Origin of the sequence: Mesorhizobium sp. M0184 (assembly GCF_040322215.1) — a bacterium.
Classification (GTDB): domain Bacteria; phylum Pseudomonadota; class Alphaproteobacteria; order Rhizobiales; family Rhizobiaceae; genus Mesorhizobium.
Genome location: NZ_JAMYSZ010000011.1, coordinates 55856 through 81048, shown reverse-complemented (window position 1 = coordinate 81048; position 25193 = coordinate 55856). Strand labels below are relative to the sequence as shown.

Sequence of the window (25193 nt, the reverse complement as noted above, 5' to 3'; positions counted from 1 at the left end):
TTTTGCCGCTGGGCTGTCGATTGGTCCAGCCGGCGCCGCCATGGGCGCACGATTCTACCCGGCCGTCACACCAGCGGCTTGAGTTCCTGGGCGATGGTCGGCAGAAGCTCCGAGACGTTCGGGTGGATGTGCACGGCGCGCGCCAGCGTGCTGACCGGCGCTTTGGCATACATCAGGTCGAGCACGCAGTGCACCGCCTCGTCGCCGCCCGGGCCGAGCACCGAACAGCCGAGGATCTCCCTGGTGTCGGCATCGACCAGGATCTTCATGAAGCCTTGCGTCTCACCTTTTTCGACTGCACGGCTGACGCGGGTCATTGGCCGCTGGCCGACTAGGGCGCGGCGGCCGGATTTCCTTACCGCGGCTTCGGTCATGCCGCAGCGGCCGAGTGGTGGGTCGATATAGAGCGCATAGGCCTCGATGCGGTCGCTGACCTTGCGCGGATCATTGTCGAGCAGGTTGGCGGCGACGATCTCGTAATCGTTGTACGAGGTGTGGGTGAAGGCGCCCTTGCCGTTGCAGTCGCCCATCGCCCAGATGCCGGGCACGCTCGTGCGCAACTGGTCGTCGACGACGATGAAGCCGCGTTTGTCGACCTCGACGCCGGCTTTGTCGAGGCCGAGATCGTCGGTGTTTGGCGTGCGGCCGAGCGCCAGCAGCACATGCGAGCCGACCGCAGCCGCCTTGCCTGGCGAGAAGGTCACGGCGATTTCGTTGCCTCGCCTGGCGAAGCGGATGTCGTCGGCGCCGAGATGGACGGCAATGGCTTCGTTTTCGAGGATCGACAAAATGGCGTCCGAGACATCCTCGTCCTCGCGACCGATCAGACGCGGGCTTTTTTCGATGACCGTGACTTCGGAACCGAAGCGGCGGAACATCTGCGCGAATTCGAGCGAGACGTAGCTGCCGCCGACAACGATGAGATGGCGCGGCAGCACGTCGAGATCCATCATCGAGGAATTGGTCAGGTAAGAAATGCCGTCGATGCCGGGCAGGTCGGGCACCGAGGCGCGCCCGCCGGTGTTGAGGAATATCTTTTCGGCGCTCAGCAGATCGTCGCCGACGCGCACCGTGTTGGCGCTTACGAAGCGCGCATGGCCGCGATAGAGCGTGCATTTGTCCATGCCGGCAATCCAGTCTTCGAGATTGCCGCGGGCGTCGTTGGAGACCTTGTCCTTGCGCGCCTTGATCGCCTTGTAGTTTACGCCGACGGGACCGGATAGCGTCACCCCGTAATCCGCGGCGGAGCGGGCGAGATGCGTGGCATAGGCGCTTGCCACCATCGTTTTGGTCGGCGTGCAGCCGGTGTTGACGCAAGTGCCGCCGACCAGCTTTCGCTCGATCAGCGCCACGCTCATGCCGGCCGCATTCAGCCTGCCGGCGAGCGGTGGCCCGGCCTGCCCGGCACCGACGATGATGGCGTCGAATGTCTTTGCCGTCATGCCGCCGCCGCCACGATCAGAAGCCCGCCGACGATCGCCACCGCGTCCTCGATGAAGGCGGCGGGCGGGTCCTTGCCGAAGGCGGCGGCCAGGCGTTTACGCGCCTCGGCGCCGCCCAGCGTGCCGATCACCGCGCCGATGGCGCCGGCGATCAGGCCGCCGATGGTGGCGCCGCCGGTCGCTCCGATCACCGCGCCGGTGAAAGCGCCCAAGACGATACGCGTGCCGAATTGCTGCGGGACCTTGCGGCTCGGCGCCGAGGGCAGCTGGTCGGTGACCAGTTCGGCGATGGCCAGGATGGTGAAGATGCCGACGGCGATCCAGTGGCCCATGAAGCTCGCCCACGTGTCCGCGACCGGCAACCAGCCAAGCCAGGCGCCCCAGGCGACGGCGGCGGGCGCGGTCATGGCGCGAAGCCCGGCAACGATGCCAATCAGGAGTGCAAAAATGTACAGCATGATTGATCCCCTCGATGGCCGGCTTGGGACAGGTCCGAGAGAGCAAGCTACCATAGGTCCGGTATTTGACCAGAGGTGGTGTCGCCGCCGGCGCTTCCGTATTTGCAGCACTTGTGCTTTGGCAAAGATTGAGACTGGAGTTGCGGCCATGGCCGAAAGCGAACGCACGAAAATGGCGGCGGGCGAGTGGTATTGCTGCCTCGATCCGGAACTGGAGGCGTTGCGCATCACGGCGCGAGACGCGGTGTTCGAGCACAACAGCCTGCCGCCCCGGCAGCGTCGCGACATCGGGCCTGAATTGCGGACGCTGCTCGGCGCTGCGGGCGAGGGCGCCCGGATCGAGGCGCAGTTCCACTGCGCTTATGGCTTCAACATCTTTCTCGGCGACCGCGTTTTTCTCAATGCCGGCTGCATCATTCTCGATACGGCGCCAGTGCGCATCGGCAAGGGAACGCTGCTCGGCCCGAATGTGCAGATCTATTGCGCCGAGCACCACAAGGAGGCTGCCGGGCGACGGGCAGGGCTGGAGATCGCCAAGCCGGTCGAGATCGGCGACAATGCCTGGATCGGCGGCAGTACCGTCATCCTCGGCGGAGTCAGGATCGGCGATGGCGCTATCGTCGGCGCCGGTTCTGTGGTTACGCGCGACGTCGCGGCGAACACCACGGTGGTTGGCAATCCGGCACGGATAATCAGCAACAGCTGAGCACCGTGCTTCTGTCGCCGGTCATGTCCTCGTTCTGATGGACATGGGCGGCTGTGTCATTTGGCCGGAGGTGGATGCAACCGTGTGTCGAGCGCAAACGCCCCCTGGGTCTTCATGGCGTATGCCCCTCTGGCGAGGCTCGCGTCGAAGATCAGGTTCCAGCTATGCTGCGATACGGCGCTCGGAATTACCACGAACCGGTGCCGTTGCAGAAGATCGTCGCCAAACGCCTGTTGCCCGGAGCTCGGAATGCCCGGGCGCAACCAGTTGGGGTTGGGCACGGCGGCGGGGTCGACGATATGCACATCCGCGACATCGCTGACGATCGCTGCCGTCATGACATGCGCTATCGTGTCGAGCGCCCTGAAGCCCTTATGGACCGCAACTTCGAGGATCGCAGTCGACGGATCGATCGAGCAGTAGACGGCGCGCACGCCCTTGCTGTTCCAGCGTCCGCCCACCCTGCATGCGCCCTCGCCACTATCCCATGTAGGCGCAAACGCGGCTTGATCGAGGCGCCATCCGATGAGGTCGGAGCCACCAAGCGCCGCCGGCAGCGGCGTCATGCATAAACGCCATATTCAAGCCGTTCCAGATAGTCTTCTACAAGCTCGATCCCCGCCGGCGTCGCTAGAAGGTCGATTGGACGACGCTGGTCGAGCCCAATCGCCGGGCGCTCCAGCCATTGCTCTGCCTCCGCCTGCGAACCGAACACGTCGGTAGCTTTCGACAGGATCTCCGCGAACTTCCAGGTGCGTCCGCTCTGGTCCTGACTGAGAGGCTTGGAAGGAGCATCCTTGCGGCGCTGATAGGTGCGCAGACTCATGCCGACGGCCTTCTCCAGCGAATCGGTCTTCTGGATGAAGACGAGTTGCCCGATAAGATGGTCCAGCGCTGACGCCGGCAGGCCGTGCAGAAGCAACTCGTGGGCATCCAAAGCGCTGCTGAGGCGCCTTGCCAGAATGCGGCTGCCGCCTAGCAATCTCGCCACCTTCTGAAGTTCATTGTTTTTTGCTGCTGGCGCAGCCTTTTCCAATGCCATCGCCACGGCGAGCCCTCTTCGCGTCATCTGTCGCTTTAATATATGACAGATGACGCAGAGCCTTTCAAGCACGAACAGGATCGAGAGCAGGGCAATCGCTTCGAGAGAAAAGATAGCCTACTCGGGCCAGCTGGCAGTCCAACGTCGGCACTGAAGCGATTGCCCTGGAATCGAGCGCGAGCCGAATTTCACCTCGGCATGTGCGCCACGCGCTGCTCCTGAGCACTCCTCGAGAATTCGCGCCGGTACTGCGCCGGCGAGGTTCTGAGGCGCGCTGCGAAGTGCTGGCGCAGCGAGGTAGCGCTGCCGAAGCCGGCCTCGAAGGCAACCGTGTCCATCGATTTTTCCGTTGCTTCCAGCAGCTGCTGCGCCAGCTGGACACGCTGGTCGGTCAGCCAGTCGCCGAAACTGGTGCCGATCGTTTTCTGGAAACGGCGCGTGAACGTCCGGCGGGTGAGGCCGGCGAGACCGGCAACGCTGTCCAGACTGTGCGGACCACCCAGGGTTTTGCGCACCGTTTCGAGAGCCTGGGTGAAGCGGTCCGCATTGCCGGTCCTGGCGATGGGACGTTCGATGAATTGCGCCTGCCCGCCCTGCCTGTGCGGAGAAAGCACGATCTGCCGGGCAAGGCGAAGTGCCGCCTCCGCGCCGTAACGAGCCCGTACGACGTGCAGGCAGCAGTCGAGCCCGGCGGCGACACCGGCGGATGTCACGACATCGCCATTGTCGATGTAGAGCACTTCCGGTTCGACGAGAATGTCGGGATAGAGTTCCTGCAGCTGATCCGCGTAGGCCCAGTGCGTCGCCGCTCGCCGCCCCGAAAGCAGTCCGGTCGCCGCAACAGCGAACGTTCCCAAGCACAGTCCGACGATCAGCGCGCCGCGCTCGTGCGCGCCAAGCAACGCGTCGATCAATGCGGCTGGAGGCGAGCTCCCGAGATCCTTCCAGCTTGGCACGATGACGATGTCGGCGTCATCGAGCGCGGAAAGCCGGTGCGGGACGCTGATGGTCAGCCCGGCATCGGTGCGGATCGGCCCGTCCTCAATCGCGCAGACCCGGAAGTCGAAGCGCGGCAGGCCGAGCTCCGTGCGATCCGCGCCGAACACGAGACACGGCACGGAGAGATGAAACGGGCTGATGCCATCGAAGGCGATGGCGGCAACGGCAGGATCGGTCATGGGAGCTCCAGCAACGGGTGAGGCCGATTGTCCCAATTCTTTCGAATAATGTCAATCGGGACACTTCTTGCAATCCGGTGCCGAGCTTATCGTGCACCCGTCAATGTCCAACGGGAAAGGAAAACCCCATGTCGCAACCAGCCAAAGGCAAAGCTCCACGCCGCGCCCTCATCGTCATCGATGTTCAAAACGACTATGACGGCGGCAACCTCGCCATCCAGCATCCGCCCTTCCGCGATAGCGTCGTCAATGTGGCGCGAGCGATGGATGCGGCCACCGAGGCAGGCGTCAAGGTGGTGGTCATCAAACAGTTGGCGCCGGAAACCTCACCGGTGTTCGCCAAGGGCAGCCATGGCGCCGAGTTGCACCCGGAAATCGCCAGGCGAAACCGCGACCACTACATCGAAAAGAACTTGCCCAGCGCCTTCACCGGCACGGACCTCGAGGAGTGGCTGCGCGCCAACTCTATCGATACGATCACAGTCATCGGCTACATGACGCATAATTGCGACCTGTCGACGGTCATCCACGCCGTGCATATGGGTTTTGAGGTCGAGTTCCTGTCGGACGCAACGGGATCGTTGCCGTACGCCAACAGCGCCGGCTACGCTTCGGGGGAGGAAATCCATCGCGTCGTGACGGTCGTATTGCAGTCGCGCTTCGCGGCCGTTCTCAAAACCGCCGAGTGGATCGATTGCCTGAAGACCGGCGTGGTACCCCAGCACGACACACCCTATGCCTCCAACCAGCGCGCGCTGGCGCGAAGCGCGGCTTAGGGACGAGCTCGTCGCGAAGTCGCCAAAAAGGGCGCCGCAGCGTTGCGGCGCCCTTTGCCGTTCGAGCATTGATTATCCCTAAAACAGGCCTTCGATCTGGCCCATTTCATTCAGGAAAATCTTTTCCGAGGATGGCGCTTTGGGCAGGCCGGGCATGGTCATCACCTCGCCGCAGATGATGACGACGAAGCCGGCGCCGGCAGACAGCCTGACCTCGCGCACCGGCACGGTGTGGCCGGTCGGCGCGCCGCGCAGATTCGGATCGGTGGAGAAGGAATATTGCGTCTTGGCCATGCAGACCGGCAAATGACCGTAGCCGGCGTGCTCCCAGGCATGGAGTTGGTCGCGCACCGATTTGTCGGCGATCGCTTCGGAACCGCGATAGATGCGCTGGACGATGGTGTTGATCTTCTCGAACAGCGGCATGGCGTCGGGATAGAGCGGGGCGAATTGCGACGCGCCGGATTCGGCCAACGCCACGACTCTTTTGGCCAGTTCCTCGATGCCGGCCGATCCCTGAGCCCAGTGCTTGCACAGGATCGCCTCTTCGCCCATCGAGGCGACGTAGTCCTTCATCGCCTGGACCTCGGCCTCGGTATCGGAGTAGAAATGGTTGATGGCGACCACTGCCGGCACACCGAACTGGCGGATGTTCTCGATGTGGCGGCCGAGATTCGCACATCCCTTCTTGACCGCCTCGACGTTCTCCTTGCCGAGGTCCTCCTTCTTGACGCCGCCGTTCATCTTCATGGCGCGAACCGTGGCGACGATGACCGCCGCGGCGGGCCTCAGGCCGGCCTTGCGGCATTTGATGTCGAAGAACTTTTCGGCACCGAGATCGGCGCCGAAACCGGCTTCGGTGACGACGTAGTCGGCAAGCTTCAGCGCCGTCGTCGTGGCAACGACGGAGTTGCAGCCATGCGCGATGTTGGCGAAGGGGCCGCCATGCACGAAGGCCGGGTTGTTCTCCAGCGTCTGCACGAGATTGGGCTGCATGGCATCCTTCAAGAGTACGGCCATGGCGCCGTCGGCCTTGAGGTCGCGCGCATGGACGGCCGACTTGTCGCGACGATAGGCGACGATGATGTCGCCGAGGCGCTTTTCCAGGTCCTTCAGGTCGGTCGACAGGCACAGGATGGCCATGACTTCCGAGGCGACTGTGATGTCGAAACCGGCCTCGCGCGGGAAACCGTTGGCGACGCCGCCGAGCGAACAGATGATCTCGCGCAGCGACCGGTCGTTCATGTCCATGACGCGGCGCCAGACGACACGGCGGGTGTCGATGCCGAGCTCGTTGCCCCAATAGATGTGGTTGTCGATCAGCGCCGACAGCAGATTATGCGCGGTGGTGATGGCATGGAAATCGCCGGTGAAGTGGAGGTTCATGTCCTCCATCGGCACGACCTGCGCGTAGCCGCCGCCGGCGGCACCGCCCTTGACGCCGAAATTCGGTCCGAGCGAAGCCTCGCGGATGCAGACGATGGCCTTCTTGCCGATGCGGTTGAGGCCATCGCCCAAGCCCACCGTCGTCGTCGTCTTGCCTTCGCCGGCCGGTGTCGGGTTGATGGCGGTGACGAGGATCAGCTTGCCATCCTTGTTGCCCTTCACCGACTTGATGAACTCGGCCGAGATCTTCGCCTTGTCGTGGCCGTAGGGCAGAAGATGTTCGCTCGGAATGCCGATCTTCTGGCCGATCTCCTGGATCTGCTTCTTCCTGGCGCCGCGCGCGATCTCGATGTCGGACTTCACTTCGGCCATGGACGACTTCCCTCTGAATTGGACGGATTTGACTAGTGTGGTCGCAAGAATAGCCCGGCATTGCAGGCGCGGGCATGTTCTACCCCTGTCGCTGCCGCGGCGTCAACTTTCATGCAACTATGTTTCCTACGAAGAAAATGCCTCTGCGGCCGGCTGCCCTGCTACAGGTTCTTTTCGCGCCGGTTGCCGCGCCGTATAGAAGCCAGAGCAGGCGCGGTTCCGCCGTCTCAAAACAGCCGCGTAATACGCGAAAAGCGACAGAAGCAACGGCGCAAATTCACCAGCGCCGGCTGTGCGGGACGATCCGCTACTGCGTCAGCACGTTGCTGATCTCGACCATGTTCGAGCGCACCCTGAGTATGTAAAAACCCATCGTCGTCAGATGTGTCGGCAACAGCCAGCCGTCCTCGCGGCCATTGGCGATGATGAAGGGCTGGATGCGCAGCGCCGAGACGAACTGCGCGTCCATCGTATCCCACAGGTTCTGCAGGTGCTTTTCCTTGATGACGTCCTCGAAGTCGGCCTGTGCGCCCTTCATCAGCCCGTAATAGGCATAGAGCTGGCCATAGGCGAACCAGAAGCGGTCGTCGGCGCGAGTGTCGAACCAGCCATTATTGTGGTTTTCGGCACGCTCCTTGAGGATCGCCGAGGTCGAACCGATGTCGGACGAGATGCGGTCGATATACTGCTTGAGATTGTCGGCGCGGGCATCGAACGTCGCCTGGCAGGCTGCGAGGCGGGCGTTGAAGGAACGCAGCTTGCGCACTGCGTCGCGATAGTAGCTCGGCGTCGGCGTCTTGGGACCGAACGGGTTCAAGCCGAAGTACCAGGTTTCCTCATCAAACTGCAGATTGCCGCGGGCGTCCTGCAGGTCGGCGTCGATCTGCGAAGTGGTGCGGACGCGGCCGAGATTATCGGCAAGTTCGGTCGCCGTGCGCCGCACCGCCTGGTTGATGCCGCGCTGGAACGAAGCCTTGTTGTCCATGAACGGCGTGTGGTCCCAGTCGATGCCGAACAGGCCGAGCTTGTAGAGGATCATCGACGACACCCAGGCATTCTGGTTGACGTTGAAGTCGGTCAGGTCGGCAGCGACCTGGGCAATGGCTGAATTTCCGCAGGTCTTGGCCGTGTCGGTGCCGGCGCCCGCGGAAACCTGTTCACCGGCGGAGCTGTTGCGTTTTTCGAACGTGTATTTGTCGACGTAATTCGGGTCGAAATTGTTCCACCACTGGGTGGCGTAGAAGAAGTTGACATAGAGACCGATCAGCACGAGCACAGCCAGGCCGAGCACCGCCTTCAGGATCCAGCCGCGTTGCGTGTACCAGCGCCCCGCCCACAGGAACGGCCACAGGATCGCGCCGATGAGCAGGCCGATGCCGCGGCCAATCCACTGGAAAATCCGGGTGAAGAAATTCACGATCGGATCAAGCATGGCGATGTCACCCCTCAGTCAGTCAAGCCGTAGAGGCGTGTGCGAAACGCCACCTTGTCCTTCAGATATGTGGTTTTCAGAACGTCCACAACATGCGATCGCCAGGCGTCGCTGAAGCCTTCATAGTCCCTGTAGAAGCCCGGCTTGTTGAAGACGTAACGCGAAACGAAGTCCTGCGGCACGAAGTCCGAGATCAGCTGGTTGGTCAGCCAGGCGTCGGGATGGTCCGGCTTGGCGCGGATGACCAGGAAGCGCTGCTGCGGGAACACGTCCTCTATCTTGAGATGGCCGAGCTGGGCGATCTCGCGCTTGGCGGCGTTGAGGAAGGGAAAATTGCCGTCCCTGGTGATCAGATCGGTATGGCCGTGGATCCAGGTCTGCAGCCAGACCTTGTCGACGTCGGTCAGATTGCGGTCGGGATCGGCGTCGCGGATCAGCGCGCGCACCACCATTTCGGCGCGATGCTCGAGATAACCGGAGGTTTCGATCCATGAGGCGCGCGGCAGCTCGATGCGGCCGGTCGAGGCGAGGAACTTGAATACCTTGTCGGCATCGTGGATCGAAAGGTAACTCACCTGCCATGGCCGCGAGCGGCGGAAACCGGGCGCTGCCGGGTCGCTGATCACCGTCGTCACGTCGGGATCGACGAACACATAAAGTCCGCCGAAATGGCTGGTCCAATAGGCATTGTGGCGGAAGATCACCTGGTCCGGCACCAGCGCATTCTCGCGGATGTCGCCGCAGATCTTCGCCAGCTCGACCATGTGGGCCAGCATGGCGTTGTCGCGCCAGGCATCCGGCTCCTGCTTCAGCCGGTCGACCAGCTTGCCGAGTTCGGCGGCCTTGCCGAGCACATCCTCCGCCGACAACACCTTGAACTCGACCTGATTGATCGACAGCAGGTCCTCGATGTCGTCGACCTTGGGGACCGAATCCTCGATCTCGCCGTAGATGACGTCCTTGATCGTCAGCGCATCGATGGCGCGCTGGTTCTTGGACATGAACTCGTACATCAGCAGCGAAGTGTTGGAGAACGCCGTGTGCACCACCGGCAGGTCGATCTGCGACGGCGTCAGGATGATGAAGCGGCGGTTGACCTCGTTCGGATCGAGGTAGCTGTAGTCGCCGCATTCCTCGGCGACCTGCGGCGAAAAGCCGGTGCGGTCGATCTCGAAGCTTTTCAGCTTGGTCGGCTTCAAGCCGAACGCGACCATCGCCTTGTTGTAGCGCTGGATCAGGTGCGGCTCGTCGATCGTCAGCAGCCGGCCGTAGATCAGTTCGTTGTCGCGCAACAGATCGGGTTTCTTGGCCATTATTCCTTCTCCCCGTTCACGGGGAGAAGGTGCCCGAAGGGCGGATGAGGGGCGCGAACGCTCCTTCTCCCCTTGTGGGAGAAGGTGGCCAAGCGAAGCTCGGTCGGATGAGGGGTGTTCCAGCTTGACGAATACCCCTCATCCGTCGCCTTCGGCGACACCTTCTCCCACAAGGGGAGAAGGGGGCGTCGGCGCATCTCACGCATTCCACAGCCCCTTTTTCTTCAACTCCTCGATCTCGCGCACGGCACGCTCCCGCAGACGGGTGTCGCGGATCATCTTGGTCACCGCCGCATCATCGGACTTGTCGGAATAGCGGAACTCGGAATCCGCGTAGCGGTTGATCTCCTGCATGACCATGTCCATCGAGAATGGCCCGCGCAGCTCCTCGATCATCGCTTTCTTGTCGTCGTAACCCTTGTGCATGAAGGCTTCCGGCTTTTCGAACCACTCGTCCGGCAATTCGATGTCCATGGCGCGCATCTTGATGGCATCGGTAACGTTCTTGATGGCGCGGCCGGTAAAGCGCGGCTCGGCATCCTTGATCATATGCAGATAAGTGCCGATGTCGGCCATCGTCTTTGGCGCGCCATTCTCCTTCATGTAGCGCTCATAGACCTTCATCAACCCGTCTTCCTGTGGCTTCTCATGTTCCTCGTAAGCTTCCGTCACCGCGCGCTGGATCTCTTGCGCCGCATAGAGCTTGTGGTCGCCGAGAGGGATCTTGTGGTTCTTGCCGGCGAGCAGAACGAAGATGTCGATGTAGTCGTCGCGGCTCTGCGGGCCATCGACCAGCCAGCGCGCGCCGGCGCGCTGGCGTAGCGCGTCGTCGACGTTTTCGGGATAGTTGGAGAACATGCCGAACGAGCAGTTGCCGCGCACCACGGTCGCCGCACCTCCAAAGGCGTCCATCAGGACGCCGGTGATTTCCTGCTGGCCGGCCGAGGCGCGGTCGTCGGACCGGCGTGCCGCCACCTGGTCGATATCGTCGATGGTGCCGAAGCCGATGACGCGCGGGTTCAGCACATTGTTGACGAACTGGCGGCAGTTCTGGCCGGACTTGCCCTGGTAGGACGAGATCTGGTCGACGCCGAAATTCTCGTAGGCGAAGGGATAGCCGGCGACCTGGCAATAACCATTGAGAAGACCGGCGATCATCTGGATCAAGGTTGTCTTGCCGGTGCCGGGCGCGCCATCGCCGATAAAAGTGAACAGGAAGCCGCCGAGCTCGACGAACGGGTTCAGCTCGCGCTCGAAGTCATAGGCCATCAGCATCTTGGCAAGCTTGACCGACTGGTATTTGGCGATGTGGTTGCCGACGACCTCTTCCGGTTTTTTGAAGGTCATCACCAGCGGCTTTGCCCGCTTACCCGGCGCGACGTCGAAGCCGTCAAGGGTAAAATCGTCGACGTCGATGCGGATATGCGCGTTCTCGAACGGGCCGATGCCGTCGAAGCGGCCCTTTCGCGCCAACAGCCCGTCGATGGCGACACGGGCAAAGGCGCGGGCGCGGGTCATCAGGTCGGCATCGTCCTTCGAACCTGCTATCGCCCTGTCGAGCCCGGCCACGATCGACTTCACCGCATCCTGGGGCGTGTCGAACAGAAAGTCCGGCTCGGGCGTGTCGTTCGGCGCCTCGCCGTCGCTGTCGATCAGCTGGAACAAATAGGAGGCAAGGCTGAAGGCGGAGATGTAGGCAGAGGCCGACAGCAGCTTCTTGAAGGTGGCAGCTTCATCGCCTTCGAGCGGCGCGCGGGCGTTTTTCGCCTGCAGACTTTCGAGGTCCGAGCCCTCGGCGAAGACATCCGATATGGCCAGCGCTATCGCTGTGCCGCGCCGGGCGCGAAACAACAGCGTGTGCTGCGGGATAGTCAGCAACTGGTCGTCGGAATGGACGGCGGCGACGGTTTTGGAGAGCTCGACCTCGCGCGTGCGGCGCACCGAGCCGACCGAGACGGTAGAGACGAAGCGGCGGTTGGTGCCGGCAAGCGCGGTGCCGGACTCGCGCGATGGGTCCTCCAGCACGACGATGCGAGTGATGAAACTTTGCGCAGTGGCACGGTGCTTTTCAATTGCCGCTTCCGGGATGGTGGTCAGGCCGGTGTCCATGGAGGATGCTCCGCGATTTGACGGTCATACGTCGCTGATGACCTGCCCTTTGGACAGGATGTGGACCTTGTAGCCCGAAAAGATCTTCTGCGCCTCGCCGGCGGCATAGAGCGCCTGATAGGCCTCGTGCGGAATCAGCGCATGGTTCTCATAGCTCGACACGCCTTGCCGCGCGGCTTCGAGATCGTCGGTATTGATGAAGAATTCCTGCGTCGTCTTTTCGCTCGAAAACAGCCCCTTGCGGCCTGGCTTTTCGGCCTTGGAAAAGACCTCCTGGATGGTCCAGGTCAGCAGCCAGGCGTTTTCCGGCTTGCGCACCTTGGCCAGCACTTCGCTCACCGTCGAATTGTTGTCGGTAATCCCTGCAGAATAGAACGGGCCGAGCACGACGCGACGCAGTTGCTTGGGATGCAGCGGCTCGAAATCCTTGTCGAGGTTGACCGCGATGGTCGCCGGCGACAGCGCGTAGGCGGAATTCTTCTCGGTGAAATCGTCGAAACGGTGGGCAAGCTCGGGATTGAGCAAGCCGTCGACCGGCAGCGGAATGTCGACCCTCTCATTAAGTTTGCCACTGGAGTCGACAAGCTGCCGGATCATGTCGTCCGAGGAATCCTCGACCGTCACCATATACACAAGCGGCAGGTTGGCGCTGCCGTCGAAGCAGGCCCAGTGGACCAGATAATAGGGGCGCAACGTCTTCGGATTGACCGACACCTTGACCGTCTGGGCCAGCGTGAACGGGCCGAAGGTGGTCTCGCTCTTGACGTCCTCGAGGTAAAGCCGCTCGGCCATCGACTTCTGCAGCGCTTCGGGAAATTCCTTGTGGCGCAGGATGAAGTCCGCCATTTCCTCGCGCAGCTCATCGGCCAGCGGGAGATTGGCGAGGCGCGCATCGGCCTGGAGTCGGTCGTTTTCCAGCTCCAGCAGGTTCTGGAAGACCGGGAAACCGCTTTCGGCGCGCGAGATGCGGAATGTCTCGGTGAAGCCCAGCCGGTTGCGCCAGCACGAGAACGACTTGTCGAGCCGCGCAATATATTCGGCGACGACCTTGGCGACGATGCCGTGCCGGTAGAGCGGCGAGCGATCGTCGCGCATGAACACTTCGAGGCCGCCAAGTGCCGCCGCGATCGCCGAGAAATAGCGCGCCGCAGCTTCGTTTTCGGGGGTCATGCTGCCAGCCCCTGGGAGCAGTGCACGTGCAGCAATTACGACTGCACGTAATTTGCCGAATTGTGCTTCTTCATCACATCGTCGAAGCGGCGGGCGAAGGCATCGTCGGCGAGCTTCTTGCGGCGCTGGATGTCGGCGGTGGCGACCATGTTCTTCTCGTGCATTTCAAGCAGATCGCCGATGTGCTTTTGCGAGGCGGCACCAATGCCGGCCATGGTCTCTTCGGCGGTGTTGTCGACCTGGCTGCCCAGCGTGTTGATCTTGTGGGCGACATCCTGTTGGGCGGCGGTCTTCAGCGAATCTTCCAGCGCCTTGTACAGAACGATGCGCTGCTCGGTATCGATGGTCAGCTTGTTGATCAGCGTCGATTGCGCCGCGATCTGGTTGTTGAGCGAATCGACGAAGGTCTGGAAAATCGAGGTGTAGCGCTCCAGCGTCTGGCTTTCGGCCAGCAATTCCTGCTCCTTGGCCTGCTTCTCGTTGTATTCCGTGGCCAGTTTCGAGCGTTCGCCTTCCAGCTGCGTGCGCACCTTCTGGCTGGTCGAGGCGGCGATCTTGTTCTCGATGTCGAGCAGCATCGGGTTGAGCTCCTCGATGCGCTTCTGCACGGTCTCGAGATTGGACATGGTGGTCTTGCGGCGCTCGATCACCTGCGACAGGCTGGCCTCGGAGGTCTTGTAGCGCGTGTCGAGAACCTGCTTCTGCGCCTTGAGGATGCCGACGATGGTGTCGGATTTCGCCAGCAGCTCCTGCAGATTGCCGGCCAGCGACATGTTGCGGACGCGGTCGGTGCGCAGGCGCTGCTTGCGCTGGCTGGAGAAGACACCGACGAAATTTTCCCAGCCGGTGTAGTTCTTCATGCTCTCGAATTCGGCGCCGAAGACGTTGGTGGCGTCCTCGAGGCCGATAATCAGGTCGGCGATATTGCCTTCCATCACCTTCTGCTGCTTCAGCACATCCTCAATGCGGGCATTCTCGATGTCGAAATTGGCGTCGCCGATCTTCTTGTCGGCGGTGGCGAGCGTGTCGAGCACAGTACCGGACTGCTCGATCTTGGTGCGCATGTCCTCTACGACCTGCTTGGTCTTGGCAATCTCGGCATCGAAATTCTGCAATGTCGCCATTGGGGCCTCCCGCTTCGGCATCGGTTTCGTTTCGCAAACCGCCGCGAATATATGTGCCGGGTTTGGCGAATGAAAGACGGAAGCCATGGGATTACAGGAAAACAAAAGAATTTCAGGAGGCCGACCGCAGGATAGTCAGGCAATGATTACGGTGTAACTGCCGTCCGGTCAGACACCGCTTCAACCGCGGCTGGACTTTAGGTCGGGAGCGACGCTCAGGGCTTGGGATCGGCCTTGAGGTAGGCGATGACATTGGCGATGTCGTCGTCGCTGGTCAGGCCGGAGAAGGCCATTTTGTTGCCGGGGACCTTCTGCCGCGGCGCGCGCAGGTATTCGGCGAGGTTTGCTTCGTCCCAGACCAGGCCGGCGGCGCCGGCGTCCTTCATCCCCTGCGAGTAGCGGCTGAGATAACTGTCCGCGGTGCCGGCGGTGCGGCCGACGACACCCAGCAGATGCGGGCCGACCTTGTCGTGGTCGCTCGTTGCCTCATGACAGGCCACGCATCTGTTGAAGACTTTCTTGCCGAGAGCGGCATCGCCGTCGGCATGCGCGGCAAGAGCGCCGGCGATGAGGAAAGCAGCGGCAGACGAAATGGCTCGAAGCATGGGAACTCCCCGACGGCTCTGGCTGAGAGGTTCTGAAATAGGAAGCAGGCCTTAAACAAGCGCCGCACGATGGCGCGATTGGCGAACGAATGTCGGCCGGGAGGTCGGATGAAAGCAATAGCGCTGGTCAGGTTCTGGTGAAGCCTATGAAATCGTCGGGCACGGCGCGGCCCATTTCTTCTTCCCAATGGCGGCGGCAGAGCGAGACATAGACATCCTTGCCGATCGCCACCTGTTCGCCCTGTTTCGCCACCTTGCCGTCGGCGCCGAGGCGCACCACCATCGTCGCCTTGCGGCCGCAACGGCAGATGGTGCGCACCTCGCGCAGGTCGTCGGCGATTGCCAGCAGGGTGCGCGATCCGGAAAACAGCTTGCCCTGGAAATCGGTGCGCAGGCCGTAGCACATGACCGGGATGTTCAGCCGGTCGGCGATGCGGGCGAGTTGCCAGACTTGCTCCTCTTCGAGGAACTGCGCCTCATCGACGAAGACGCAATGGACCGTGGCGTGGTCGTGATGCTCGGCGACCCGGGCGAACAGGTCGTCGCCGTCGCGGAACATCTCGGCTTCCGTCTCCAGGCCGATGCGCGACGAGATCAGCCCGGTATCGCCCTTGCGGTAGTGGCCGGCGATGAACAGCATCGTCGTCATGCCGCGCTCGCGGTAATTATAAGAGGCCTGCAACAGCATCGTCGTCTTGCCGGCATTCATCGTCGCATAATGGAAGTACAGCTTGGCCATGCCGTCCTTTTAAGCCGAGTTGCAACAAAGCGGGGAGGGGGAGCGCCTACATTCCACCGGGAAAAGGCGACTTCCATCCGGAAAGCGGCGGGCGTGTCGCTGATCGGCCAGCCTGCGCCGTTGTTCGTGATTGCCTTAGTGCTTGAAACCGCAGCAGAATGATGTTTGGCTGACGGAACAAAGGCGGAGATAAAACCGTCGCTTCGCTTCACCGAGAACTGAAATGGGAGAATTTTCATGTCGCGTATGAGTTCATTCGTCGCCGGCCTCGGCCTGGCGGTTTTTCTATCCACGACTGGGGCCTTCGCCGGCGATCCGGAAAGCTGCAAAACGGTGCGTCTGTCCGATGTCGGCTGGACCGACATACAGGCGACCACAGGCATAGCCTCGGTGCTGCTCACCGCGCTCGGCTACGAGCCGCAGGTGATCCAGCTTTCGGTGCCAGTGACCTATGCGTCGCTGAAGAACAAAGACCTCGACGTGTTTCTCGGAAACTGGATGCCGTCGATGACCAACGACATCAAAGACTATGCCGCCGAAGGCTCGGTCGAGACCGTCAGCGAAAATCTCAGCGGTGCCGGCTACGGCATTGTCGTGCCAACCTATGTCGCCGATGCCGGTGTCAAGACGCTGACCGATCTCGGCAAGTTCAAGGACAAGTTTGACGGCAAGATCTACGGCATTGAAGCCGGCAATGACGGCAACCGGATCATCCTCGACATGATCAAGGATCCGAAGACCAATCTCGAAGGCTTCGAACTGGTCGAATCTTCCGAGGCCGGCATGCTCACCCAGGCCGACCAGTCGATGAAGAACAATGAATGGATCGCCTTCCTCGGCTGGACGCCGCATCCGGTGATGGGCGCCATGAAGATCACCTATCTCGAGGGGATGGGAGATAGCGGCTTTGGTGCTGCCACCGTGCATACCAATGTACGCAAGGGCTACATGAGCGAATGCCCGAACGCCGGCAAGTTCATCGCCAATCTGAAGTTCAACCTGGACATGGAAGGCGAGATGATGGACGCGATCCTGAAGGGCGGCGATGCCAATACGGTCGCGACCGACTGGCTGAAGAAGCACCCGGACGCGGTCGCTCCCTGGATCGCCGGCGTCACCACCTTCGACGGCGGCGATGCGGCGGCTGCGGTAAAAACGGCGCTCGGAAGCTGACCCGACCATCTGGTATGACGAGACAAGGGGCAGCCACGGTAGAAATGGCTGCCCTTTTTCATATCCTGTGACAAGATGACCGTCCGGCGAAGGACGGCGCCGGCAGAAGAGGGGCTAGATGGATCCGATCTCCAAATTCCTGGTCAGTTACAAGATTCCCATCGGGGCATGGGGGAAGGCGTTTTTCGGCTTTCTCACCGACAATTTCGACACCATCTTCAGGGCTTTTTCCAACAGCCTCAACTTCCTGCTCGACGGCATCGTCGACGGGCTGCTGTTGCTGCCGCCGGTTCTGCTGATCGCGCTGATCGCTCTGCTCGCCTATTTCCTGCAGCGCTCGAAAGGCCTGGCTTTGGCGGTATTCATCGGATTGCTGTTCATCCTCAACCAGAACCTGTGGAAGCAGACGGTGGAGACGCTGGTGCTGGTGGTCGCCGCCGCCGCCGTGTCGATGGCCATCGGCGTGCCGCTCGGCATCTGGGCCGCGCACAAGCCGAAGGTGTATCGCGTCATGCTGCCGGTGCTCGACCTGATGCAGACATTGCCGACCTTCGTCTACCTGATCCCGGTGCTGACCCTGTTCGGCCTCGGCAACGCGCCCGGCCTGATCGTCACCATCATCTTCGTCATCCCGACCTCGGTTCGGCTCACCCATCTCGGCGTCACCTCGGTGCCGAAATCGATCGTCGAGGCGGGCGAGGCGTTCGGCGCCACCAAGCGCCAGCTGCTGTGGAAGGTCGAGCTGCCTTCGGCGCTGCCGACCATCATGGCTGGGCTGACCCAGTCGATCATGCTGTCGCTGTCGATGGTGGTGTTCGCCGCCCTGATCGGCGCCGGCGGCCTCGGTACGGAAATCAACCGGGCGCTTGGTTCGCGCAGGATCGACCTCGGGCTTGAGGCAGGGCTGGCGATCGTCGTGCTCGCCATCGTGCTCGACCGGATGACGCGCATCGGCGTGGGAGGCAAGAAATGACCGTCGCCGTCGATTTCAGGAATGTCGACATCGTCTTCGGCGCCGACCAGGCAGGCTCGCTGGCGCTGATCGACAGTGGTGCCACCCGAGCCGAGATCCTCGAACAGACCGGCAATGTGCTGGGCTGCGCCGGCGCCAGCCTCACCGTGAACGAGGGCGAGATCTCGGTGCTGATGGGGCTTTCCGGCTCCGGCAAATCGACGCTGCTCAGAGCCGTCAACCGGCTGAACGTCGTCTCGCGCGGCCAGGTGCTGGTCAAGGACGGCGACGGTACGGTCGACGTCGTCACCTGCGACGAGGCGACGCTTCGGCGGCTGCGGCAGAAGCAGGTGGCGATGGTGTTCCAGCAGTTCGGCCTGCTGCCGTGGCGCACGGTGGAGGAGAATGTCGGCCTTGGCCTCGAGCTCGCCGGCGTACCCGAAGCCGAGCGCAAGGAGCGGGTGAACAGGCAACTGAAGCTGGTTCATCTCGACCAGTGGTCGAAGAAATATGCGCATGAGCTTTCCGGCGGCATGCAGCAGCGCGTCGGCCTGGCGCGCGCCTTTGCCACCGAGGCGCCGATCCTGCTCATGGACGAGCCGTTCTCGGCGCTCGATCCGCTGATCCGGACCAAGCTGCAGGACGAGTTGCTGCAGCTCCAGGCCGAGCTGAAGAAGACCATCATCTTCGTCAGCCACGACCTCGAGGAGGCGCTGAAGATCGGCACCCATATCACCATCATGGAAGGCGGGCGCATCGTGCAAACCGGCGCGCCGGAAGACATCGTGCTGCGGCCCGCCAACGACTATGTCCGCGACTTCATCGCCAATGTGAACCCGCTCTCGGTGCTGACTGCGTGGAACGTCATGCGCGACCGCCGCGACCTCGAACACGGCGAGAACGGCTGGGTGTGGCTCGACCGGCGCAGGACGACGCGTTTCAAGATCGACGAGCATGGGCTGGTGGCGGCGGCCGAGCGCGACGGCAAGCCGGCGGTCTGGGTGTCCTGCGCCGATGTCGAAGCCCAGCCGGAGGAGACGGCTCAGGTATTCTGGGCCAATCCCGGCACCTCGCTGAAGACCGTGATGCTGGCCATGCATCGCTCGCAGACCGCACCGGTGGCGCTGTTCGACGACCAGTCGCGCTTCGTCGGCGCCATTGGCGTCAGGGATGTGCTGAGCGCGGTCCTGCGAAGATAGTTTTTCTCCTTGGGGAGAGAACCAAGACCAAACGCCGAGTTCTGTCGCGCCCCCCTCTGTCCTGTCGGACATCTCTCCCACTTGGGGGGAGATCGGCGGTTTCGCGGACGGCTCTCACATTCCAACGTTTGTAATTGGCGAAATCGGCGACGACGGCCAATCTCCCCACCTGTGGAGGAGGTGTCCAGCAGAACAGAGGGGGCGCGAAGGAACGCCGGCTTAGCCCGATACCGCAAGCTAAACCGCCAGCGGCAGGCGCAGCTCCGTCATCAGGCCGCCATCGGGATGGTTGGACAGGCTGACTTCGCCGCCGGCGCTACGGGCGATGTTGCGGGCGATGGTCAAGCCGAGGCCGAGGCCGCCGGTCTGACGGTTGCGCGACTGTTCCAGGCGCACGAACGAGTCGAACACGGCGTCGAGCTCGGCTTGCGGTATGCCCGGACCCTCGTCATGGATCGCCAGCGTGATTGTCTTGCCTGATTGACGCAGGCTGAGATGCGCCCTCTTGCCATAGGTCACCGCGTTCTGGACGAGGTTGGTGACACAGCGCCGTAGCGCGACCGGCCGCGCGACGCAGATCAGGCCGCGCGAGCGCGCGTCCTCATTGTCGAAGGAGACCTCGTCGAAGTCGTCGGCGATCGATTCTACCAGCGACCAGAAATCGATCCTCTCGCTCTTCTCCTCGGTCACCTCGAAAGTGGCGAAGTCGATGACCGAGCTGGCAATGCCTTCGATGTCGGCGAGGTCGTGCGCCAGTGCGGCGCGCACGGACGAATTCCTCAGCAGTTCGAGGCGCAGCCGCATCCTGGTCAGCGGCGTGCGCAGGTCGTGCGCCAGTGCGGCCGCAAGATGCTCGCGGTCCTCGACGTAGGCGCGCAGCCTCGCCTGCATGGCATTGACCGCCTTTGCCGCGGTACGCACCTCGCGGCTGCCGCTCTCGGCGATTGGCGGGCTTTTCAGGTCCTCGCCGATCCGCTTCACCGCGGTCTCCATCATCCGGTAGGGCGCCGTCAGCCGGCGCAACGACCAGATCGAGGAAGCCACCACCAGCCCGGCGATCAAGGCATAGAGCGGCACGCTATCGAAGCTCAGTATCGGTCCGGCCGGTGTGTTCGGCTCGGTGAAGTTCAGCCATTGGCCGTCGGCAAAGCGAAGCGAAGCGGTCAGCTTGTCGCTCTGGGCGAAATCGGCCGCCAGCACCAGCAGGTCGCGCTCGACCTGGCCGATATCGGGACCGGCGACCGTCCCACCGGGAGCGTCGGCTTCGTGCGTTGCCGGGTCGCGGCGGACCCGCGCGTCGGTGATGCCGAACTTCGATAGCCGACCGACCAATATGTCTTCCAATTCGGCCAGCTCGTCGTCGCCGGCTATCGACGAAGTAACGGCGGGCGTGTCGGAGACGGTGAGCGCATAAGTGGCGTTGAACAGGCCGGAGGCCGTCGCCTTGCGCTGTTCCGGCTTAGCATCATGCATCAGCTGCACCAGCGAGAAGGCGCGGTCGTTCAGCCGATAGAGATCGACGACGTCATTGGCGGCGGCACGGTCGCGCGAAACGATGTAAAGGGTCGCGATCTGGCTGATCAGCAGGCCGGCGATGACGATGAGCAGCACCCAGACCGGCAGCGTTTGCGGCAGGATGCGTCTCATTCGGAGGTCGTCTCAGGCAGGAACTGGTAGCCGCCGCTGCGCACGGTCAAGATCAGCTTCGGCGTTTTCGGGTCGTCCTCCATCTTGCGCCGCAGCCGACTGACCAGAATGTCGACGCTGCGGTCGAAGCTGTAGCCGCTGTCGCCGCCGGACAGCTCGATCAGCTGCTCGCGGCTCAGTACGCGCTGCGCGCTCTTGACGAAGGTCTGCAGGAGATTGAATTCGGCCATCGTCAGCTCGATCCTGACGTCGCCGGGCGCCATCAGCCGGCGGCGCGAACAGTCCATCGTCCAGCCGGCGAAATGGTAGATCTGCCGCGAGGCGGCGCGTCGCGGTTCGGCGGCGCCATTGCGTCTCAAGACGGCACGAATGCGTGCGAGCAGCTCGCGCGGATCGAAGGGTTTCGGCACGTAGTCGTCGGCGCCCATCTCCAGCCCAACCACGCGGTCGGTAGTTTCGGTAACCGCGGTCAGCATGATGATCGGCGTCGAATAATTGGCGCGCAACTCGCGGCAGAGCTCCAGCCCGCTCTTGCCGGGCAGCATGACGTCCAGGACGATCAGGTCGACCTGGGCGCGGCGCAGGATGGTCTCCATCTCGGTGCCGTCGGCGGCGATCGATGTATGCAGCCCTCGCTTCTGGAAAAATTCCTGAAGGAGGTCGCGAATGCCCTTGTCGTCGTCGACGATCAGTATGTGGGGGTCGGATTTCACAGGGAACCTGTCATTTGTGGATCGCCCAAGCGCTGCTTCGGCCGTCAGCCAGACGATAGAATTCAGGCCATAAGTTGGCCAGTGGAGATCGGCGGCCCGATCCGGGCTGCCCAGAAACAATCCAGAAACAAAATTCTACAATCCGGAAAAACTGCCGAAAAAAATCAAAGGCATAAGTGGTGCCGTGGCGGTCAGGTCATCGGCTGCGACACGCGTTACGGGATTACGGACAGACGAATGCAAAGGTTCTCGATCAGTCTGATGGGTGCGTTGCTTTCCATTTCGCTCGTCACGGCCGCGGTCGAACATGCCGACGCAAAACTGGCCGATGCGAAGGTGGCCAATGCAAAGGCGGCCGATGCAAAGGTGGCGACCACCCGCAGCGAGCGTTGCATCGATCTGAACCGGCAGTTTGACGAAGCCCTCGAAACCCATGCCGCGGCAACGCAGGTCACCGCTGCGAAAGCACTTCAAAGAAAGGGAAACCGGTTCTGCGCCAACAAGAAACAGGCACAGGGAATCCGGATGCTCGCGAACGCTTTGAAGCTGCTTGGAGTGACACCGATCGATCCCGTTCAGTGACACTCAATCCGATCTGCACAAAAAGGAAGTGAAGCCATGAAAAAGTCCCTCCTCTCCGCCCTCGGTCTCGCCATCGCGCTGGCCGTCTCGATGCCGGTTCTCGGCGCCAGCAGCGCCAATGCCGCGACCACCACCCCGGCTGCGACGACAACGACGACCGCTGCGCCGGCCAAGGCCGTGAAGAAGGTCGCTGCCAAGAAGACCGTCAAGAAGCACAAGAAGCACGCGGTCAAGGCAGCTCCCAAGGCCTGATCAAGCGACATCTTTCTACCCTATGAGAAGACCGCTCCAGTTGCGATTTGCCTGGAGCGGTCGTCTTTTTTGTTGCGTGCAGACAGTAGGGCCAGTCCCGGCCCACACCCCCCGTTGAACGCCAGACGGCAGTTCCCACATAGGCACAGACTTTTGAACTGCGCCTGCCGGGAAGCCGATCGCGCGCGGTTGAATGGACGACCGCTTTTGCCCATGTCAAAATGACCGCAAAGCTGTCGTACGCAATTGCCGGTCCAATGCCTGAAATCACGACAAAACCCCGTACCAGCACGAAGCCGAAAGTCGAACGGCCGAAGCTCTACAAGGTCATCCTGGTCAATGACGATTTCACTCCGCGCGAGTTTGTCGTGACGGTGCTGAAGGCCGAGTTCAAGCTCAGCGAAGACCAGGCGCATAGAATAATGATCACCGCTCACCGGCGCGGCGTCTGCGTTGTCGCCGTCTTCACCAGGGATGTCGCCGAGACCAAGGCGGCGCGGGCAACCGATGCCGGCAAGGCCAAGGGTTACCCGCTGATGTTCACGACGGAGCCGGAGGAGTAGGGCGGTTCGCGTTCTTCCTTCTCCCCATGTGAGAGAAGGTGGCCGAGCGAAGCTCGGTCGGATGAGGGGTGTTCCACCTTGGCAAGGACGGCACTCCGTCCAGCACCCCTCAACCGTCTTGGCGCTGCGCGCCAATCCACCTTCTCCCACAAGGGGAGAAGGATAAACCGCGTTACCGCCCTTCGCGGTACCACATCGAGCCCATCGCCAGAAGCAGCAGGCCGAGCCCCAAGAAGCCGCCGAACAGCGGCACGCGCGAGACGGCCTTGAGTACGCTGTCGTCGGTGGTGCGCAGGCCGATCCAGTCATCGCCGGAGGCAGCGCCCGAGGAACGGACCGGAACGATCGAGGGCAGCGTGACCGTGCTGGTGAGAGTGCCAAGTGCCGAGGCCGGCGCCAGCCGGCGAACGCTGCCGCCGGTTGCCTCAGCCGGTGGTTTGAGCCGGTTCTCGGTGGAGACGACGTCGGTGAATTCCGGGGCGTTGACCGGCCCGACATGGGCCAATGCCGTCAGGTCGCCATTGCCGACCTGATAGAGACCGATTTCGCTGGTCTCGACGCTACCGAGGAAGACGCCTGGTTCGGATTTCTCGAGCCTGACGATCAGTGCCTTGCCGGACGGCGTGATGACTTGCGCCGGGCCGGGGTCGTCGCTCATCGTCTGGCGGCGGATTTCAAGCACCATGCCCCGGCCGTCGGCGGTCAGCCGCTCTTCCTCGAGTTCGGGCTCCTTCATCAGCCAGTGGGCGATACGCCGGTAGAGCTGGACATGGGGGCCGCCGCCCTCGAAGCCGCGCGCCCACAGCCAGCCCTGGTCGGACAGAAGCATGCCGACGCGGCCTTCGCCCTTGCGATCGAGCAGCAGCAGCGGCCGGTTGTCGGCGCCCTTCATCACCACCTCGCCCTCGGGGTTCTCAACGCCGATGGTGCGGAACCAGCGGCTCCAGTGCGGCGGCTCGGTCGCGGAGCCGTCGAGCCCGCGCGTTACCGGATGACGCTGGCCGGTATCGGTGAGGCGCGGATAGAAGGCCTTGTCGATGACCTCGCCGGTCGGCATTGCCGGCAGCGCCGACATCAGCGGCGTGCGGGCGATCGAGCTTTCGCCGGCATATTCGGGGCCTGCCGCGATCAGCAGCGCGCCGCCCTTTTCGACATACTCGGAGATGTAGTCGTAATAGAGGATCGGCAGCACGTCGCGGTGCTGATAGCGGTCGAAGATGATCAGGTCGAAATCCTTGATCTTCTCGACGAACAGCTCGCGCGTCGGGAAGGCGATCAGCGACAATTCGTTGATCGGCGTGCCGTCCTGCTTTTCCGGCGGGCGCAGGATGGTGAAGTGCACGAGGTCCACCGAAGCGTCGGATTTCAGCAAATTGCGCCAGGTGCGCTCGCCGGCATGCGGTTCGCCGGAAACGAGCAGTACGCGCAGATTTTCGCGAATGCCATCGATCAGCGCGATGGCGCGGTTGTTGGTGTCGGTGAGTTCGCCCGGCTCGTGGTTGATGGCGAGTTCGACAATGTTGCGCCCGGCGCTGGGAATGGTCACTTGCAGCGGCATCGCCTGGCCGATGTTGGCGTGCTCGACCGATACCTGCTCGCCATTGACCGATACGCGGACATCGACCGGGCCGGTTTCGTTGTTGGTGGCGATGACGCGATAGGTCATGTCGAGCGGCTTGCCGACGAGGCCGAAGCGCGGCGCATTCTCGAAGCGGATGCGGCGGTCCTTCTCATGGTCGTTGCCGGTAATCAGCGCATGCAGCGGGGCATTGAAGTCGGGCGCGCCGGGCGGCGCGTCATGGACCTCGCCATCGGTGATCATGATGGCGCCGCCGATGCGCGACGGCGGCACGTCGCGGAAAGCATTTTCGAGCGCGGAAAACAACCGCGTCTCGGTGCGCTCGTCGGCGGCTTCGGACTTGCCGGCCTCGACGACACGGACGTCGAACTGCTTGAAGCGGCCGAGACGCTGCTGAAGCCCGGCCAACGCCGCGTCTGTCTGCTTGGTGCGGTCGTCGATATCCTGGCTCTGGCTGCGGTCGACGACGACGGCGACGATGCTTTTCAGCGGCTCACGTTCTTCGTCGAGGAACACCGGATTGAGCAGCGCCGCAGCCAGGGCAATCAGGGCTGCCAGGCGGAAGACCGCGCCGCGCTGGCGAAACCAAAGGCCGACCAGCGCCAGCAGCAGCAGCGGTACCAGAACCACTGCGAGCAGTGGCCAGGTGATGAGCGGTTCGAAGGAGAGCGACCAGTTCAT

24 protein-coding genes are annotated in these 25193 nt (G+C 62.6%); 8 read left to right on the top strand and 16 right to left on the bottom strand.

Translation table 11 applies throughout. The annotated features are described in order from the left end of the window. Positions 1 to 65: 65 nt before the first annotated feature. A complete protein-coding gene (locus NKJ23_RS15670) occupies positions 66 to 1442 on the bottom strand; it encodes an FAD-containing oxidoreductase (RefSeq protein ID WP_352680891.1) in 1377 nt (458 codons plus the stop codon). Next, positions 1439 to 1900: a DUF4126 domain-containing protein gene (locus NKJ23_RS15665; protein ID WP_352680889.1), complete on the bottom strand. Its 462-nt coding sequence runs from the start codon at positions 1898 to 1900 to the stop codon at positions 1439 to 1441. The genes NKJ23_RS15670 and NKJ23_RS15665 overlap by 4 nt, the downstream gene beginning before the upstream one ends. 148 nt (positions 1901 to 2048) lie before the next feature. Between NKJ23_RS15665 and NKJ23_RS15660 the strand changes: the two genes are divergently transcribed. Further along, on the top strand, positions 2049 to 2606 hold the full coding sequence (locus tag NKJ23_RS15660; protein ID WP_352680887.1) for a sugar O-acetyltransferase: 558 nt from the start codon (positions 2049 to 2051) through the stop codon (positions 2604 to 2606). Positions 2607 to 2662: 56 nt separating this feature from the next. On the opposite strand, the gene NKJ23_RS15655 is transcribed toward NKJ23_RS15660, so the two are convergent. From NKJ23_RS15655 to NKJ23_RS15645, 3 genes are all read right to left on the bottom strand, one after another. Beyond that, entirely contained in the window at positions 2663 to 3172 is a 510-nt protein-coding gene (locus NKJ23_RS15655) for an RES family NAD+ phosphorylase (RefSeq protein ID WP_352680885.1), read from the bottom strand. Next, positions 3169 to 3648 (bottom strand): type II RES/Xre toxin-antitoxin system antitoxin, encoded by a 480-nt coding sequence (gene parS / locus NKJ23_RS15650; RefSeq protein WP_502901439.1) that lies wholly within the window; start codon positions 3646 to 3648, stop codon positions 3169 to 3171. The genes NKJ23_RS15655 and parS overlap by 4 nt, the downstream gene beginning before the upstream one ends. Positions 3649 to 3836: 188 nt before the next feature. Continuing rightward, positions 3837 to 4826: a helix-turn-helix domain-containing protein gene (locus NKJ23_RS15645; protein ID WP_352680878.1), complete on the bottom strand. Its 990-nt coding sequence runs from the start codon at positions 4824 to 4826 to the stop codon at positions 3837 to 3839. Between the two features lie 128 nt (positions 4827 to 4954). Between NKJ23_RS15645 and NKJ23_RS15640 the strand changes: the two genes are divergently transcribed. Further along, the gene (locus NKJ23_RS15640) at positions 4955 to 5602 is read left to right on the top strand and encodes a cysteine hydrolase family protein (protein WP_352568024.1); all 648 of its coding nucleotides are present in this window, start codon (positions 4955 to 4957) and stop codon (positions 5600 to 5602) included. A gap of 78 nt (positions 5603 to 5680) precedes the next feature. Here the strand turns inward: NKJ23_RS15640 and NKJ23_RS15635 are convergent, their stop codons facing one another. The 8 genes from NKJ23_RS15635 to NKJ23_RS15600 all read right to left on the bottom strand — a co-directional run bounded on the left by NKJ23_RS15635 (position 5681) and on the right by NKJ23_RS15600 (position 15852). Next, a complete protein-coding gene (locus NKJ23_RS15635; protein ID WP_352680876.1) occupies positions 5681 to 7360 on the bottom strand; it encodes a formate--tetrahydrofolate ligase in 1680 nt (559 codons plus the stop codon). Between the two features lie 307 nt (positions 7361 to 7667). After that, positions 7668 to 8792, bottom strand: a complete 1125-nt coding sequence (locus tag NKJ23_RS15630) for a DUF2333 family protein (protein ID WP_023679513.1) — start codon at positions 8790 to 8792, stop codon at positions 7668 to 7670. A gap of 14 nt (positions 8793 to 8806) precedes the next feature. Next, positions 8807 to 10105 carry a DUF6638 family protein gene (locus NKJ23_RS15625; RefSeq protein WP_352680874.1) on the bottom strand — a complete coding sequence of 433 codons (1299 nt, stop codon included), beginning with the start codon at positions 10103 to 10105 and terminating at the stop codon, positions 8807 to 8809. A 198-nt stretch (positions 10106 to 10303) separates the two neighbouring features. After that, entirely contained in the window at positions 10304 to 12214 is a 1911-nt protein-coding gene (locus NKJ23_RS15620) for an AAA family ATPase (RefSeq protein ID WP_352680872.1), read from the bottom strand. Positions 12215 to 12238: 24 nt separating this feature from the next. Further along, positions 12239 to 13384 (bottom strand): hypothetical protein, encoded by a 1146-nt coding sequence (locus NKJ23_RS15615; protein WP_352565770.1) that lies wholly within the window; start codon positions 13382 to 13384, stop codon positions 12239 to 12241. Between the two features lie 35 nt (positions 13385 to 13419). Further along, a complete protein-coding gene (locus NKJ23_RS15610) occupies positions 13420 to 14508 on the bottom strand; it encodes a hypothetical protein (RefSeq protein ID WP_352680869.1) in 1089 nt (362 codons plus the stop codon). A gap of 215 nt (positions 14509 to 14723) precedes the next feature. Then, complete coding sequence (locus NKJ23_RS15605) at positions 14724 to 15113, bottom strand: c-type cytochrome (RefSeq protein ID WP_352450535.1); 390 nt, start codon at positions 15111 to 15113, stop codon at positions 14724 to 14726. Positions 15114 to 15240: 127 nt separating this feature from the next. Beyond that, complete coding sequence (locus NKJ23_RS15600; RefSeq protein WP_352680866.1) at positions 15241 to 15852, bottom strand: thymidine kinase; 612 nt, start codon at positions 15850 to 15852, stop codon at positions 15241 to 15243. Between the two features lie 237 nt (positions 15853 to 16089). On the opposite strand from NKJ23_RS15600, the gene NKJ23_RS15595 reads away from it, so the two are divergent. The 3 genes from NKJ23_RS15595 (at position 16090) to choV (ending at position 19176) form a co-directional block, all read left to right on the top strand. Further along, positions 16090 to 17025 carry a choline ABC transporter substrate-binding protein gene (locus NKJ23_RS15595; protein ID WP_352575760.1) on the top strand — a complete coding sequence of 312 codons (936 nt, stop codon included), beginning with the start codon at positions 16090 to 16092 and terminating at the stop codon, positions 17023 to 17025. 118 nt (positions 17026 to 17143) lie between these two features. Next, entirely contained in the window at positions 17144 to 17998 is an 855-nt protein-coding gene (choW, locus tag NKJ23_RS15590) for a choline ABC transporter permease subunit (RefSeq protein WP_254819158.1), read from the top strand. Further along, a complete protein-coding gene (gene choV / locus NKJ23_RS15585) occupies positions 17995 to 19176 on the top strand; it encodes a choline ABC transporter ATP-binding protein (RefSeq protein WP_023679503.1) in 1182 nt (393 codons plus the stop codon). The genes choW and choV overlap by 4 nt, the downstream gene beginning before the upstream one ends. A gap of 237 nt (positions 19177 to 19413) precedes the next feature. Here the strand turns inward: choV and NKJ23_RS15580 are convergent, their stop codons facing one another. Both NKJ23_RS15580 and NKJ23_RS15575 read right to left on the bottom strand, forming a co-directional pair. Beyond that, the gene (locus NKJ23_RS15580; RefSeq protein WP_352680863.1) at positions 19414 to 20823 is read right to left on the bottom strand and encodes an ATP-binding protein; all 1410 of its coding nucleotides are present in this window, start codon (positions 20821 to 20823) and stop codon (positions 19414 to 19416) included. Further along, positions 20820 to 21536 carry a response regulator gene (locus NKJ23_RS15575; RefSeq protein ID WP_352568020.1) on the bottom strand — a complete coding sequence of 239 codons (717 nt, stop codon included), beginning with the start codon at positions 21534 to 21536 and terminating at the stop codon, positions 20820 to 20822. The genes NKJ23_RS15580 and NKJ23_RS15575 overlap by 4 nt, the downstream gene beginning before the upstream one ends. 237 nt (positions 21537 to 21773) lie before the next feature. Between NKJ23_RS15575 and NKJ23_RS15570 the strand changes: the two genes are divergently transcribed. The 3 genes from NKJ23_RS15570 to clpS all read left to right on the top strand — a co-directional run bounded on the left by NKJ23_RS15570 (position 21774) and on the right by clpS (position 22933). Further along, positions 21774 to 22118 (top strand): hypothetical protein, encoded by a 345-nt coding sequence (locus tag NKJ23_RS15570; RefSeq protein WP_023679500.1) that lies wholly within the window; start codon positions 21774 to 21776, stop codon positions 22116 to 22118. A 36-nt stretch (positions 22119 to 22154) separates the two neighbouring features. Beyond that, positions 22155 to 22370, top strand: a complete 216-nt coding sequence (locus tag NKJ23_RS15565; protein ID WP_352450529.1) for a hypothetical protein — start codon at positions 22155 to 22157, stop codon at positions 22368 to 22370. Positions 22371 to 22627: 257 nt separating this feature from the next. After that, on the top strand, positions 22628 to 22933 hold the full coding sequence (gene clpS, locus NKJ23_RS15560) for an ATP-dependent Clp protease adapter ClpS (protein ID WP_023679498.1): 306 nt from the start codon (positions 22628 to 22630) through the stop codon (positions 22931 to 22933). Between the two features lie 172 nt (positions 22934 to 23105). On the opposite strand, the gene NKJ23_RS15555 is transcribed toward clpS, so the two are convergent. Then, entirely contained in the window at positions 23106 to 25193 is a 2088-nt protein-coding gene (locus NKJ23_RS15555; RefSeq protein ID WP_352680861.1) for a hypothetical protein, read from the bottom strand.

Bases quoted from the DNA above. Each gene is read 5' to 3' on its own strand.
- NKJ23_RS15670 (WP_352680891.1), bottom strand. From the start codon at position 1,442: ATGACGGCAAAGACATTCGACGCCATCATCGTCGGTGCCGGGCAGGCC.
- NKJ23_RS15665 (WP_352680889.1), bottom strand. From the start codon at position 1,900: ATGCTGTACATTTTTGCACTCCTGATTGGCATCGTTGCCGGGCTTCGC.
- NKJ23_RS15660 (WP_352680887.1), top strand. From the start codon at position 2,049: ATGGCCGAAAGCGAACGCACGAAAATGGCGGCGGGCGAGTGGTATTGC.
- NKJ23_RS15655 (WP_352680885.1), bottom strand. From the start codon at position 3,172: ATGACGCCGCTGCCGGCGGCGCTTGGTGGCTCCGACCTCATCGGATGG.
- parS (WP_502901439.1), bottom strand. From the start codon at position 3,648: ATGGCATTGGAAAAGGCTGCGCCAGCAGCAAAAAACAATGAACTTCAG.
- NKJ23_RS15645 (WP_352680878.1), bottom strand. From the start codon at position 4,826: ATGACCGATCCTGCCGTTGCCGCCATCGCCTTCGATGGCATCAGCCCG.
- NKJ23_RS15640 (WP_352568024.1), top strand. From the start codon at position 4,955: ATGTCGCAACCAGCCAAAGGCAAAGCTCCACGCCGCGCCCTCATCGTC.
- NKJ23_RS15635 (WP_352680876.1), bottom strand. From the start codon at position 7,360: ATGGCCGAAGTGAAGTCCGACATCGAGATCGCGCGCGGCGCCAGGAAG.
- NKJ23_RS15630 (WP_023679513.1), bottom strand. From the start codon at position 8,792: ATGCTTGATCCGATCGTGAATTTCTTCACCCGGATTTTCCAGTGGATT.
- NKJ23_RS15625 (WP_352680874.1), bottom strand. From the start codon at position 10,105: ATGGCCAAGAAACCCGATCTGTTGCGCGACAACGAACTGATCTACGGC.
- NKJ23_RS15620 (WP_352680872.1), bottom strand. From the start codon at position 12,214: ATGGACACCGGCCTGACCACCATCCCGGAAGCGGCAATTGAAAAGCAC.
- NKJ23_RS15615 (WP_352565770.1), bottom strand. From the start codon at position 13,384: ATGACCCCCGAAAACGAAGCTGCGGCGCGCTATTTCTCGGCGATCGCG.
- NKJ23_RS15610 (WP_352680869.1), bottom strand. From the start codon at position 14,508: ATGGCGACATTGCAGAATTTCGATGCCGAGATTGCCAAGACCAAGCAG.
- NKJ23_RS15605 (WP_352450535.1), bottom strand. From the start codon at position 15,113: ATGCTTCGAGCCATTTCGTCTGCCGCTGCTTTCCTCATCGCCGGCGCT.
- NKJ23_RS15600 (WP_352680866.1), bottom strand. From the start codon at position 15,852: ATGGCCAAGCTGTACTTCCATTATGCGACGATGAATGCCGGCAAGACG.
- NKJ23_RS15595 (WP_352575760.1), top strand. From the start codon at position 16,090: ATGTCGCGTATGAGTTCATTCGTCGCCGGCCTCGGCCTGGCGGTTTTT.
- choW (WP_254819158.1), top strand. From the start codon at position 17,144: ATGGATCCGATCTCCAAATTCCTGGTCAGTTACAAGATTCCCATCGGG.
- choV (WP_023679503.1), top strand. From the start codon at position 17,995: ATGACCGTCGCCGTCGATTTCAGGAATGTCGACATCGTCTTCGGCGCC.
- NKJ23_RS15580 (WP_352680863.1), bottom strand. From the start codon at position 20,823: ATGAGACGCATCCTGCCGCAAACGCTGCCGGTCTGGGTGCTGCTCATC.
- NKJ23_RS15570 (WP_023679500.1), top strand. From the start codon at position 21,774: ATGCAAAGGTTCTCGATCAGTCTGATGGGTGCGTTGCTTTCCATTTCG.
- NKJ23_RS15565 (WP_352450529.1), top strand. From the start codon at position 22,155: ATGAAAAAGTCCCTCCTCTCCGCCCTCGGTCTCGCCATCGCGCTGGCC.
- clpS (WP_023679498.1), top strand. From the start codon at position 22,628: ATGCCTGAAATCACGACAAAACCCCGTACCAGCACGAAGCCGAAAGTC.
- NKJ23_RS15555 (WP_352680861.1), bottom strand. From the start codon at position 25,193: ATGAACTGGTCGCTCTCCTTCGAACCGCTCATCACCTGGCCACTGCTC.